General features: G+C 67.1%; 9 protein-coding genes. 2 read left to right on the plus strand and 7 right to left on the minus strand.

What is annotated here, in order from left to right; all coding sequences use genetic code 11:
- Nucleotides 1–48 precede the first annotated feature (48 nt).
- Nucleotides 49–1536, plus strand: coding sequence for a hypothetical protein (locus BBSC_RS01425; protein ID WP_033517948.1), 1488 nt, complete (start codon nucleotides 49–51; stop codon nucleotides 1534–1536).
- A gap of 143 nt (nucleotides 1537–1679) precedes the next feature.
- Here the strand turns inward: BBSC_RS01425 and valS are convergent, their stop codons facing one another.
- From valS to BBSC_RS01445, 4 genes are all read right to left on the minus strand, one after another.
- Nucleotides 1680–4457, minus strand: a complete 2778-nt coding sequence (gene valS, locus BBSC_RS01430) for a valine--tRNA ligase (protein WP_033517950.1) — start codon at nucleotides 4455–4457, stop codon at nucleotides 1680–1682.
- A 91-nt stretch (nucleotides 4458–4548) separates the two neighbouring features.
- Nucleotides 4549–6087: an ABC transporter substrate-binding protein gene (locus BBSC_RS01435; RefSeq protein WP_033517952.1), complete on the minus strand. Its 1539-nt coding sequence runs from the start codon at nucleotides 6085–6087 to the stop codon at nucleotides 4549–4551.
- Between the two features lie 24 nt (nucleotides 6088–6111).
- Nucleotides 6112–6735, minus strand: coding sequence for an endonuclease III (gene nth, locus BBSC_RS01440; protein WP_033518026.1), 624 nt, complete (start codon nucleotides 6733–6735; stop codon nucleotides 6112–6114).
- A 154-nt stretch (nucleotides 6736–6889) separates the two neighbouring features.
- Complete coding sequence (locus BBSC_RS01445) at nucleotides 6890–7618, minus strand: winged helix-turn-helix transcriptional regulator (protein ID WP_049185077.1); 729 nt, start codon at nucleotides 7616–7618, stop codon at nucleotides 6890–6892.
- A gap of 227 nt (nucleotides 7619–7845) precedes the next feature.
- On the opposite strand from BBSC_RS01445, the gene BBSC_RS01450 reads away from it, so the two are divergent.
- The gene (locus tag BBSC_RS01450; protein WP_051923231.1) at nucleotides 7846–8583 is read left to right on the plus strand and encodes a hypothetical protein; all 738 of its coding nucleotides are present in this window, start codon (nucleotides 7846–7848) and stop codon (nucleotides 8581–8583) included.
- 71 nt (nucleotides 8584–8654) lie between these two features.
- Here BBSC_RS01450 and BBSC_RS01455 read toward each other — a convergent pair whose 3' ends face one another.
- The 3 genes from BBSC_RS01455 to BBSC_RS01465 form a co-directional block, all read right to left on the minus strand.
- On the minus strand, nucleotides 8655–9215 hold the full coding sequence (locus tag BBSC_RS01455) for a manganese efflux pump MntP (RefSeq protein ID WP_033517953.1): 561 nt from the start codon (nucleotides 9213–9215) through the stop codon (nucleotides 8655–8657).
- Nucleotides 9216–9452: 237 nt separating this feature from the next.
- Nucleotides 9453–9947, minus strand: coding sequence for an inorganic diphosphatase (locus BBSC_RS01460; protein WP_033517956.1), 495 nt, complete (start codon nucleotides 9945–9947; stop codon nucleotides 9453–9455).
- Nucleotides 9948–10126: 179 nt separating this feature from the next.
- A complete protein-coding gene (locus tag BBSC_RS01465; RefSeq protein WP_033518032.1) occupies nucleotides 10127–12418 on the minus strand; it encodes an alpha-1,4-glucan--maltose-1-phosphate maltosyltransferase in 2292 nt (763 codons plus the stop codon).
- Nucleotides 12419–12457 lie beyond the last annotated feature (39 nt).

Below are 12457 nucleotides of genomic sequence, written 5' to 3' on the forward strand. Positions count from 1 at the left end.
ACCGCATGATATTTCGGGGGCGCCATGAGCCGTTGGGCCAGCTTAGCCATGCGTGGCTGCGCGTCCATCGCGGTTCTGGCGCTGGCCGTGGCATCGGAGGCGTCCGGCGCCGTCGCCGCGCCGGGCGCCATGATGCTGGGCGGTGGCAGCGCGCAGTACGTGAAGACGCAGGATGTGCTGACGGTGTCCGATGCCGGCGGCACGGTCGCGGCCGGGGAACCCGGGCGGCTGTATGTCGCCGACCATTTTGCAGTCGGCAAAGCCGGCACGGTCGTCGATCACGAGGCCAGCGGCCGAGCCGTGACCGTGCGTGATGACGGTGCCGGAGACTCCGGCGACATCCCGGCCGATAGCACGGTGGACAGGTGGCAGCGCATCGGATCGGGCCAAACCGCCCTGCCGTGGTCGGTGCATGTGGTCTACAGCCTTGACGGGCCGGAAACGACCGGTCAGGCCATCGCCGCCGCCGGATTCTCGTCGGATATGACCGCGTTGGCGGGCGAGGCGCGGTCCCTGGTCAACACGATCGTCACCACGAACTCGGCCGCGGACCGGGACCTCATCGACAAGCTCACCGCCATGCGGAATCAGGAGCAGGCCGCCGCGGAGCGGGAGATCGCCGATAAGAGCGCCGCCCACCAGCGTGCGTTCGATGCGTATATGGCCGCGTATGTCGGCTCCTACACTACGCACCTGTCGGGGTCGATCGGCAGCAAGACGCAGATGCAGGCGCTGATCGGCACCGCAGGCGAACTGTCCGGCGATACGCCGCTCGCACAGGCCGTGGTCGATCTGGCGAACGCGGTGAACGCGGTCAGCGCCGCGCACCAGCACACCGGAGCCGTCGACGCGATCGACGATCTGATCCGGCGCATCCGCCAGCGGGGCACCGAGGGGCTGATCAATGAGATCGGCACGCGGATCGGCGAGGAAAGCGTCGTGGGATCCAAGGGGTACGCCGCCGGGCAGACGCAGCTGTCCAATGCGATGATCCCCTATTCGATGGCCTACACGGATGCGTACACCGCCAAACTGAGCGCGCTGACCGGCGGCACGTCGGTCGGCGCGTCCGGATACCAGCAGCAGGCCATCGCGGAGACGAACCGTGACTTCGGTGCGAATCCCGCCCATGCGGACGATACTCGGAAGGTGGATGCCGCGATGAGTGCGCTGGCGGCCGCATCGGAGCATACCGGTCGGGCGAACGCGCTGCGGCAGATCAGCGTCCAGTTCGCCGACGAGCTGGGCTCGGGCGATGGCGGCGCCGGGAACGGCGGTGGGAACGGCGGCGGCGCGGAATCCGGTGGTTCCGGCGGCACCGCGGTGAAGACGACGGATCTGCTGAATGGGCTGCGGGACGGACTGAGCGGTACGATCGCCGGCCAAGCGGAGACCAAGCGCCTCGCCGCCGTGGCCAAGGCGGAGCGTGAGGACGCGGATTCGGGCAATGCGGACGAGCCCAGCTACGACGTCGTATCCGCGCTCAACCGCAACACCAGGCACGTCCGGCTGCTCATGGTCGTCCCGGAAATATAAATGGCTCCCCTCAGAGAGGGGAGCCAGAAAACCGACTTGGCCTTCTTCGCCGGCTGAACCGTTACACGGGGAGTCCTGTGGCTCCCCGTAGGTTCGGTGAGCGGCTGCGCTGTGGGCAGCCGCGAGGGCCGCCTAGAAGAAGGCTACTTGGCCTTCTTCGCCGGCGGCTCGCCGAGTTCGCTATCCTCGACGATCACGTCGATGGCGGCTTCGGCCTCGGACTTGGCCGCGGCGGCCGCATCGGCGGCGGCGACGGCGGTCTGGTGGACGGCCTTGACCGCGGCTGCGGCGCTCACGAAGGAGATGCGGCCGACCACGCGGCCGGCCGCGGCGATATCGTTCATCGCGCTTTCCAGCGACGCGCGCACGTCGTCGGCCACGCCCAGACGCACCGACAGGATCGGCGTCTTCATCGAGACCTTGGCCTTCGACTTGATGCCGCGCAGCGCGGCCAGCGCCTCGCCGGCGTGGGCCAGCAGCTCCGGCGGCACCTTGAACGCGGCCTGCTCGTACACGTCGGCGGTCGGCCATGCGGCGCGGTGCACGGAGCCCTCGCCCTCATGCATCCAGCTCCACACCTCTTCGGCGGCGTACGGCAGGTACGGCGCCAGCAGGCGGGCGAACGCGTCGAGGCCAAGCCCCAGCGTGGTGCGCGCGGACTTCACGGCCGCTTCGCTCGGCACATGGCCGGTGGCGTCCGCCGTGCCGTACGCGCGGTTCTTCACCAGCTCGATGTAGTCGTCGCAGAATTGCCAGAAGTAGCCCTCGATGACCTCCAGCGCCTTGGAGTGCTCGTACGCCTCCAGCGCCTCGGTGGCCTGGCGCACAACCAGCGCCATCTTGGCCATGGCGGCGCGGTCGAGCGGCTCGGTCACGTCGGCCGGATCCCACGAGGCGGCCGCGGGGGCGCCGACGTGGTGGTTCTCGTCCTCGCGGCCGATCGCCAGTGCGAACTTGGTGGCGTTGAGCAGCTTGATCGCGAGACGGCGGCCGATCTTCATCTGGCCGATGTCGTACGTGGCGTCGAGGCCGAGGCGCGCGGCGGCGGCCCAGTAGCGCACGGCGTCCGCGCCGAACTTCTCGATCGGCTCGTTCGGCACCACGACGTTGCCCTTGGACTTCGACATCTTCTTGTGGTCGGGGTCCAGGATCCAGCCGGACAGGGTGGCGTGGGCCCACGGCAGGCACTTGTTCTCCAAATGCGCGCGGTCCACGGTGCTGAACAGCCAGGTGCGGATGATGTCCTGGCCCTGCGGGCGCAGATCCATCGGGAAGGTGGAGGCGAACAGGGCCTTGGAGGCCTCGTCCGGCTCGGCCCAGTGGGTCACGATCTGCGGGGTCAGCGAGGAGGTGGCCCAGGTGTCCATGATGTCCTTTTCGGCGGTGAAGCCGCCGGGCACGTCACGCTGGGACTCGTCGTAGCCTTCCGGCACGTCGATGGTCGGATCGATCGGCAGACGATCCTCGCTCGGGGCGATCGGGTGATCGTAATCCGGTTCGCCGTCAGTCTTCACCGGGTACCACAGCGGGAACGGCACGCCGAAGAAGCGCTGGCGGGAGATCAGCCAGTCGCCGTTGAGGCCGTGCACCCAGTTCTCGTAGCGCACGCGCATGAAGTCGGGGTGGAACTCGAGCTCCTTGCCGCGCTCGATGAGTTCGGCGTTCAGCTTGGCGTCGGTGCCGCCGTTCTTGAGGTACCACTGGCGGGAGGTGACGATCTCGAGCGGCTTGTCGCCCTTCTCGTAGAAGTTCGTCATACGCTTGGTCGGCGTCGGCTCGCCGTCCAGGTCGCCGGACTCGCGCAGCTTGTCGACGATGATCTTGCGGGCGGAGAAGGTGGTCTTGCCGGCGGTTTCGGCGAAGACCTCGCGGCCCGCCGGATCGGTGATCCAGTCCGGGGTATCCATCACGATGCGGCCGTTGCGCTGGATGATCGGGCGGGTCGGCAGCTTGAGGTCGCGCCACCACTCGACGTCGGTCACGTCGCCGAAGGTGCAGCACATGGCGATGCCGGCGCCCTTGTCCATTTCGGCGGCCGGGTGCGCGAGGATCGGCACCTTCACCTTGAACAGCGGGGAGTAGACGGTCTGGCCGAAGTACTTCTTGTAGCGCTCGTCGTCCGGGTGGGCGATCAGCGAGGTGCAGGCCGCGAGCAGTTCGGGGCGGGTCGTCTCGATGTAGATCGGCGTGCCGTCCTCGAAGCGGAAGGCGACCTTGTGGTAGAAGCCGGGGTATTCGCGCGACTCGAGCTCGGCCTGGGCCACGGCGGTCTGGAAGGTCACGTCCCACAGGCCGGGGGCGTCCTGCTGGTAGGCCTCGCCGCGGGCGAGGTTGCGCAGGAAGGCCTTCTGGGCCACGCGCTGCGGGTGCTGGCCGATGGTGTGGTAGGTCTGCGACCAGTCGATCGACAGGCCCAGCTTGCGCCACAGGGCCTCGAACAGCTTCTCGTCCTGGGCGGTCAGGCGCTCGCACAGCTCGATGAAGTTCTTGCGCGAGATCGGCACCTGGTCCTTGGCGTCGATCTTCTTGCCGTCGGTGCCCTCGAACGGCGGCTTGAAATCCGGGTCATACGGCAGCGAGACGTCCACGCGCACGCCGTAGTAGTTCTGCACGCGGCGCTCGGTCGGCAGGCCGTTGTCGTCCCAGCCCATCGGGTAGAACACGTCGTAGCCGCGCATGCGCTTGTAGCGTGCGATCACGTCGGTGTGGGTGTAGCTGAAGACGTGGCCGACGTGCAGGGAGCCGGACACGGTGGGCGGCGGGGTGTCGATCGAGTACACGGCCTTGCGGTCGCGGGTGTTCCGGAACTTGTAGACGCCGGATTCGTCCCACTCGGCGCGCCACTTGTCTTCGAGGCCGTCCACGCCCACCTTGTCGGGCAATGGGGTCAGATTTGCGTTGATGATGGTGCTTTCGCTCATACGCGCGATTTTATGCGGATTATGTGACAAGCGCCCATGCGGCTACGTGCGCTCGCGGGGAGGCGGCGCCGGGCGCCTCGCGGGCGGCGCGCTACTTCTTGACGATGCCGGCGAGCGGCAGATAGCGGTCGGTCATGTTCGTCGGATACCCGCTGGCATGGTCGCGCGCCACGACGGTGGTGTTGCGTTGGTACAGCCAGTCGGCCGCCGCGTCCTGGCTCACCGTCTTCGCGAACGCGCGCATGCGCTCCTGGTAGTCCTTGTCGTTGGTCGCGCCGGTCGCGTTGCCGTAGGCCTCCTGCGCGGTGCCGCTGGTGTAGCGGAACACGTTGTCGGAGGTGCCGAACGCCGCGGCGTCGTCATCGCCGCTCGTCGCCGTCACCGCGATGGTGTACTGCCCGTCGGCGATGCGCTGCTCCGCGGTCGCCCCGTCGACGACGTCGGTCCGCACGCTCAGCCCGACGGCCTGCAGCTGGGTGGCGACCGTGTTGCCTATGTCCTCGTACTGCTGCGGCACGACCAGATCGATGACGCCGAAGTAGCTGGCGCCGGCGATGAAGTTGTTGATCAGCGCGCTCGCCGTGCCCGGATCGTAGGGGAACAGCCCGGTCAGATCCTCGTATCCGGGTTCGAGCCGGCCGATCGGCCCGCCGAGCGCCCCCGCGGAGTCGGGCCGCGACGCCGCGATGGACCCGGCGTCGACGGCATGGCGGATCGCCTTGCGCGCCTGCTGGTCGGAGAAGATCGAGTCGGTGCCGTTGTTCAGAGCGAGCATCACCTTCGACGTGGACGTGCCGTGGGTGATGGTCAGCGCCGTGTCGCCGGCCAGCGCATTCGCCGTGGCCGCGTCGCCCGGCAGCGCCAGATCGACGACGTTGCCGCGCACCGCTTCGGCCAGTGCGTTGTCGTCGGCGTAATAATGCAGAGTGACGCGCGCGACGCCGGCCTCGGCGCCCCAGTAGTCGTCGTTGCGTTCCAAGGTGATCGTGCCGCGTTTGTCGAACCGGGCGACGGTGAACGGACCCGAGCCGAGCGCTTCGCTGGCGTAGGAGACCTTCGCCGTGGAGTCGTAGACGATGCCGGCCCGCCCGGCCAGCGCGCGCGGCAGTGTCGGGTCGGGTTTGGCGAGCGTGATGGCGACGGTGCGCGAGTCGCGGCTTTCGACGCTTTTGAGCGCGGCCAGATCGCCGGCGCCCTGGTATTGGTTCTTGACGGTCTGCTGCAGCGACCACACCACGTCGTCGGCGTCGAGCGCGTGCCCGTTCGAGAAGCGCAGCCCCGAGCGCATCGTGAACGTGTAGGTCAGGCCGTCGTCCGAGACCTTCCAGCTCTTCGCCAGCCCGGGCTGCAGTGTGTTGTCGTTGTCGCGCGTGACCAGCGTCTCGTAGACGTTGCCGATCAGTGCGCGCTCCACGGCCGTGCCGCCGTCGGTGCGGATGTCGAGCGATTGCGGGGCGTCGGTCAGCCCGACGGTGATGGAGGTGTCGGAATGCGCGGAGTCGATGTGCGGCAGCACGTCGTGGTTGGTAGCCAGCGACCAGACGACCCAGCCTATGGCCGCCAGCGCCAGCGCCGTGGCCGCGAAAATAAGCCATGACCGTAAGGATGTGTTGCTCCGCCTATGCTGCATGGGGCCAAGTCTAATCGGTGGGCGTCACACGGCGCTTGGGCAGGTGGCGTTCAGCGGGCAGTTGGCGCAGTCCGGTTTGCGCGCATGGCAGGTGGCGCGGCCGTGCAGGATCAGGCGGTGGGACAGGTCGGTCCAGTCCGCCGGATCGAAATACGAGCAGATCTCGTGCTCGACCTTGACCGGGTCGGATTTGGCGATGCGCCAGTCGCTGCGCCAGCGCAGGCGGCCGGTCACGCGCATCACATGCGTGTCGACGGGGAAGCCCGGCACGCCAAAGGCGTTGCCCAGCACCACGTTCGCGGTTTTGCGGCCGACGCCCGGCAGGCTGGTCAGCTCGTCCATCGTGCGCGGCACCTCGCCGCCGAAGCGGGTCTCCAAGGCGCTGGCCAGCCCCAGCAGGTGCTTGGCCTTGGCATGGTAGAACCCGACCGGGTGGATGATGTCCTCGACGCGCTCCGGATCGGCCGCGGCCAGTGCGGCGGCGTCGGGATACTCGGCGAACAGGGTCGGCGTCACCGTGTTCACGCGCTTGTCGGTGGTCTGCGCGCTCAGCACCGTGGCGATGAGCAGTTGCAGCGGCGTGGTGAAGTCCAGCGCGCACCGCGGCGCGGGGAAGGCCTGGCACAGCAGGGCGTATTCGGCATGCATGCGCTCGATGCGCGCGCGTTTCGACTCGCGGCCGGTTGTGCGCGGCGTTGCGCGCGGTGCCGTACCGGTCGTCATGCCGGTTGCCGCGCCGGTTGCCGCACGGACGCGGCCGGTGCCGCGCGAATCGTCCGCATCGCGCCCGACGCGCCCGCCGTCAGTGGTCACCGTCGCCGGCCTCGTCCTCGGGCGGGTCGAAACGATAGCCGACATTGCGCACGGTGCCGATGAGATGCTCGTATTCGCCGCCCAGCTTGGCGCGCAGGCGACGGATGTGCACGTCGACGGTACGGGTGCCGCCGTAGTAGTCGTAGCCCCACACCTCCTGCAGCAGCTGGGCGCGCGTGAACACACGGCCGGGATGCTGCACCAGGTACTTGAGCAGTTCGAATTCCTTGTAGGCCAGATCGATCGGGCGCCCGTGCAGCGACGCGGTGTAGCCGTTCGTGTCCACCACCAGATCGCCGGACCGGATCTGCCCGTCCGCGGTCACCGGGCCGGTTTCGGCGCTGGCCGGCGCGCTGGTGCCCAGCGGGGCGTTGCCCCGTTCCGACACGAGCCGCAGCCGCCCCTCGACCTCGGCCGGGGATGCGGAGGAGACCACCACGTCGGCGATGCCCCACTGCGAGTTGACGACGGTGAAGCCCCCCTCGGTGAGCACGAGCACGATTGGAGTGGACAGCCCGGACGCGTGGATCAGGCGGCACAGCGTCTTCGCGGAGGCCAGATCGTCGCGCGCGTCGAGGAACAGAATCGTGTTTTCGGGCATCTTGACCAGACTGGCCGCATCCATCGGTAGCACGCGGACGCGGTGGGACAGCAGCGCAAGGGATGGCAGTACGGTAGCGGGATCCGCCGCGAACGTCATCAACGTAAGATCCGTCACGCTGCCCCCTATCTTGGCTGGTCTGCACGGGTACCCGCCATCGTAACGAGATCCGCGATTTGCGTTTATTGTACGCGCACATTATGGACACAAATTCAGCTTTTGCCGTGTAGTGTCCATTTACGGGGTGCTCAGGACGTAGGATTGACGGAAGAATGTGACGGAGCCGTGCCGATGTACCGGTGAGGTTCCGGAATGGCGCTGGTAATAATGTCGGGAGAATGAATATGGGCAGCGAAACGCGGGTTGACAGGCCGGTGAAGACGATGCTGGCGGTGCAGATCGGGGCATATGCGGTGCTCGTGGTGTTGGCGCTGATCAGAATCGTGCTGAATCCGTCGATGACCGCCGTGCAGTTCGAGCCGTTGATGACGCTCGGCGTGCTGGCGCTCGGCGTGACGTTCCTGGTGTGCTCGCCGCTGCGCGACGGCACCGCCGGGCGCGTGATCGCGGGACTTATCGGGGCCGTTGCGCTGGTGCTTATGGCGCTTGCGCCGCTTGGGCCGGTGCTGTTCCCCCATGTCAAGGCCGGTGGATCGTACGGCATGCGCGATATGGCCCGGTACGCGCCCGAGGCCTGGTTCGCCGGGATCGGCGGGCTACTGGTGGCGCTGATCATCGTGTCGTTCATCCGGCAGATGGCCCGTGCGGAGCGCTCGCATCTGATCCGTGGCCTGTCGCACACCGTGATCGACGGCATCGCGATGCTCGCCGCCACCGGGTGGTGTCTGCTGCCGCAGTACCTGTTCGGCACGCTCGTCTCCATCAACCGCGTGGCGTGGATCGCGTCGATCGTGGTGCTGGTGGTCTTCGCCGTGGCGCTGGCCGTGGCGTCCGTATGGTGGCTGAACGAGATGGACCCGGACGAGCGGGCCAACCGCCCGTGGATCGGCATCGTGGTGCTGCCGGTGATGCTCGCCGGGACGCTGGTCCCCATGCTGTCCCTGATCGCGGCGCTGCTGTGACGCGCGTTGTGCTGCTGGATCGTCTCTTTTGCTGGCTCCCCTCTATGAGGGGAGCCTTGATTGTTGGAGGATCAGAGCACGCCGAGGTGCTCGAGCAGCACCTCAAGGCCGATGAGAATCAGCACGATGCCGCCGGCGATCTGCGCCGGCTTCTGCCAACGCGAGCCGAAGATGCGGCCGATGTACAGGCCGACCGCCGAGAACGCGCCGGTGGTCACGCCGATGATGATCACCGAGGTCCATACGTTCACACGCATGAACGCGAAGCTCACGCCGACGGCGAAGGCGTCGATGCTGCACGCCACGGCGAGCGGCAGCATGTGCCGCCAGTCGAATTCGGCGTTCTCCTTGGCGTTCTCCTCATCCTCGTCGAAGGCCTCGCGCACCATGTTGCCGCCGATGAAGGCGAGCAGCGCGAAGATGATCCAGTGGTCGACCGCGGTGACGTATTTGCTGAACGTGGATGCGGCGAAGTAGCCGAGCAGGGGGAACAGCGCCTGGAAACCGCCGAACCACAGGCCCGTCTTGAAGGCGTCCAGGCCGCGCAGCTTGCGCACGGTCAATCCCTTGCCGATCGACACGGCGAAAGCGTCCATGGATACGGAAATGGCGATAAGTAGAATTTGCAACATAGCTGGTCAATATAGGTTCATCCCGTCGGTTCACCACAGGATGGGCCTCGACGGGGGTGACCCGCCTACGCCTAGGGGCACCGACATTGAGAACTGCCGGGCCAGCCAGCCGGGCTTTGAATCCAAGCGAATACTGTTCGCATGCCGCTATTACAAAGACAATAGTATAGCAAAGGCCGTTCCCGAACGGGGGAACGGCCTGCGTTTTTTCATGTCAGCGAAAGCTGACCGGCGGAATCACTCGCCTGCGTTCGCGAGACGCTCGCGCGCGGCGACGATTTCCTTCTCGGCCTCGGCAGCGCCGGTCCAGTAGTCGCCGGGGAGGACTTCCTTGCCCGGCTCCAGGGCCTTGTACTGCTCGAAGAAGTGCTTGATTTCGGCCTTGTGGTACTCGTTGACGTCGCTGATGTCCTTGATGTCGTCGAAGCGCACGTCGGCGGGCACGCACAGCACCTTGTCGTCGCCGCCGGCCTCGTCGACCATGTGGTACAGGCCAACGGCGCGGCACTTGACCACGCAGCCCGGGAACACCGAGTTCGGGATCATGACGAGCGCGTCGAGCGGATCGCCGTCCTCGCCCAGGGTGCCGTCGATGTAGCCGTAGTCGTCCGGGTAGCCCATGGCCGTGAACAGGGTGCGGTCCAAGAACACGCGGCCGGTCTCGTGGTCGACTTCGTACTTGTTCTTCGAACCGCGCGGGATCTCCACGACGACGTTGAAGGTTTCTGCCATATTGGCCTCCTCATTGGTGAAATGACATTGCGGGTGGAACCGCACGTACCGCACACCACAATACCCTGTATTTGCCCCGCCGCGCGGGTATGCGTTGCGATGCGAAAAAAATCGCTCCCTTTGGGTTCCCAAGGGGAGCGATGCCGGCGGCGCCGAACGACGCGGCCTTGAAGAGCGGACTAGCGCACCACGGTGAAGATGTGCGCCACGTCGGCCCACGGGGCGAGGGAGACGAAGTTGTCCCAGCCCCAGTCGAACTCGCGGCCGGTCAGCTCATCGCGCAGGTGCGCGCCCTGATCCGGGTCCACGTCGAAGTCGGGCATCTCGAAGTGCACGGTCGCCTGATGCGCGTCATGGCCGTCGAGGTTGACCACGGCGATCAGCGTCTCGGCCTTGCCGGTGCCGGTCAGCTCGGCCGGCGTGTGGCGGGCGAAGGAGAGGATGCTCGGGTCGCTGGTCGGCAGCACGGTCACGTTGTGGTAGCTGAACGCGGCCTTGTGGTTGCGGCGGATCGCGTTGAGCGAGGTGAGCAGCTCGGCGATGCCGTACTTGGACGTCTCGGACCAGTCGCGTACCTTGACCTCGTACTTCTCGTTGTCGATCTGCTCCTCGAATCCCGGGCGCTGCTTGTTCTCGATCAGCTCGTAGCCGTTGTAGATGCCCCACGACGGCGAACCCATCGCGGCGAGCACCGCGCGCACCGCGTGGCCGGCGATGCCGTTGTCGCGCACGTAGGCGGTGAGGATGTCCGGCGTGGTCGGCCAGAACGTGTTGTGTTGGTAGTAGCCGTCATCACCGTTGGTGGTGCCGAGGTACTCCTCGAGCTCCTCCTTGGTGTTGCGCCACGGGAAGTAGCAGTGCGACTGCGTGAAGCCGACATAGCTCAGCGCGCGCATCATGCCCGGGCGAGTGAAGGCCTCGGCCAGGAACAGGACCTCCGGGTGCTTCTTGGTGACGGCCGCGATCACGTCCTGCCAGAAGCGCACCGGTTTGGTGTGCGGGTTGTCGACGCGGAAGATCGTCACGCCCGCCTCGATCCACAGGTTCATGATCCGCTCGACCTCGCGCTCGATGCCGGCCATGTCGGCGTTGAAGTCGATCGGGTAGATGTCCTGGTACTTCTTCGGCGGGTTCTCGGCGAAGGCGATCGTGCCGTCCGGCTTGGTGCGGAACCAGTTCGGATGCGCCTTGACCCACGGGTGGTCGGGCGAGCACTGCAGCGCGAAGTCGAGCGCGATCTCGAGGCCGAGCTCGTGGGCGCGCGCGGTGAGCGCCTTGAAATCATCCATGGTGCCGAGCAGCGGATCGACCGTATCGTGGCCGCCCAGCTCGGATCCGATGCCGAACGGCGAGCCCGGGTCGTCCGGCCCGGCCGCCAGCGCGTTGTTGCGTCCCTTGCGGTTGGTCACGCCGATCGGGAAGATCGGCGGCAGGTAGACGATGTCGAAGCCCTCGGCCTTGGCGCGTTCCAGGCCGCTCAGCGCGGTCTTGAGCGTGCCCTGCACGATCTTGTGGGTGTCGGGGTCGACGTAGGCGCCTTCGGAACGCGGGAAGAACTGGTACCAGGCGGCGAAGGACGAACCGGGGCGCTCCACGCGGAAGCGCTGCGGCTCGCTCGGGGACACGCCGTCGCGCAGCGGGTTGGACTCGTGCAGCGCGGCGATGGTCTCGTTGTCGGCGGCGGCGAGGCGCTCGGCCGGCGTGAGCGTGCGGTCGGCTGCGGCCTTGGCGGCGGCCTGCAGCGTCTTGCGCTCGGTGGCGTTCAGCTTCGCGTCGGCGGTCGCGGCCCAGCGGGCCAGCAGCTCGGCGCCGGAATCCAGCGCGTTCTCGACGTCGTCATGCACGTCGACCTTGATGCGGGCGTCGCGCAGCCACGAGGCGTAGGTGTCCTCCCAGCCTTCGATGGTGACGGTCCACTCGCCGAGCTGGCGCTTGACGGCGGCGAATTCGGGATCCCACGGCTTGACGTTGGAGCGCTCGCCGCATGCGAGCGTGACCTGCCAGCGGTCGAGGCCCGGGTTCGTGCACGTCATCGGCACACGGGCCATCTCCTTGCCGCGATGGTTGCGCACCACGGCGGTTGCACCGACTTTGGTGCGGCCTTCGATGAACACCTGGGCGGTCATCGTGAACGGTTCGCCGAGCTCGACGCGGCCCGGGTACGTGCCGCGCTCCTCGTTCGGGGTGATGTCCAGGATGTTGACGCGGCCGAACTGGCCGGGTTCGGTCACCGGAATCGAGGGGGCCGGCGTCTCGCCGACCAGGGCGACCGTGAAGGGCTGCTTGGCCGGCGCCTTGCGGGTTGTGGTCTTGCGGGTGGTCTTCGCCGTGGACTTCTTGCGGGTGCGAGTGGCCGTGGCGGTGGAGGCAGCGGACTTGCCGGACTTGGCGGTTGCCGCTGGCATGGCGTCGGAAATCTCAGAGGGGGCACTGCTTGTGCGCTTGGATGCGCTGTTCTTTGATGTTGCCATAGAGAACATTGTAGAGCGGTGGCGGCATTCTGCGCGTTT

Source organism: Bifidobacterium scardovii JCM 12489 = DSM 13734 (assembly GCF_001042635.1).
Classification (GTDB): Bacteria; Actinomycetota; Actinomycetes; order Actinomycetales; family Bifidobacteriaceae; genus Bifidobacterium; species Bifidobacterium scardovii.

Excerpts from the sequence above, each read along its gene's own strand:
- BBSC_RS01425 (WP_033517948.1), top strand. The coding sequence starts at position 49 with ATGCGTGGCTGCGCGTCCATCGCGGTTCTGGCGCTGGCCGTGGCATCG.
- valS (WP_033517950.1), bottom strand. The coding sequence starts at position 4,457 with ATGAGCGAAAGCACCATCATCAACGCAAATCTGACCCCATTGCCCGAC.
- BBSC_RS01435 (WP_033517952.1), bottom strand. The coding sequence starts at position 6,087 with ATGCAGCATAGGCGGAGCAACACATCCTTACGGTCATGGCTTATTTTC.
- nth (WP_033518026.1), bottom strand. The coding sequence starts at position 6,735 with ATGCATGCCGAATACGCCCTGCTGTGCCAGGCCTTCCCCGCGCCGCGG.
- BBSC_RS01450 (WP_051923231.1), top strand. The coding sequence starts at position 7,846 with ATGGGCAGCGAAACGCGGGTTGACAGGCCGGTGAAGACGATGCTGGCG.
- BBSC_RS01455 (WP_033517953.1), bottom strand. The coding sequence starts at position 9,215 with ATGTTGCAAATTCTACTTATCGCCATTTCCGTATCCATGGACGCTTTC.
- BBSC_RS01460 (WP_033517956.1), bottom strand. The coding sequence starts at position 9,947 with ATGGCAGAAACCTTCAACGTCGTCGTGGAGATCCCGCGCGGTTCGAAG.
- BBSC_RS01465 (WP_033518032.1), bottom strand. The coding sequence starts at position 12,418 with ATGGCAACATCAAAGAACAGCGCATCCAAGCGCACAAGCAGTGCCCCC.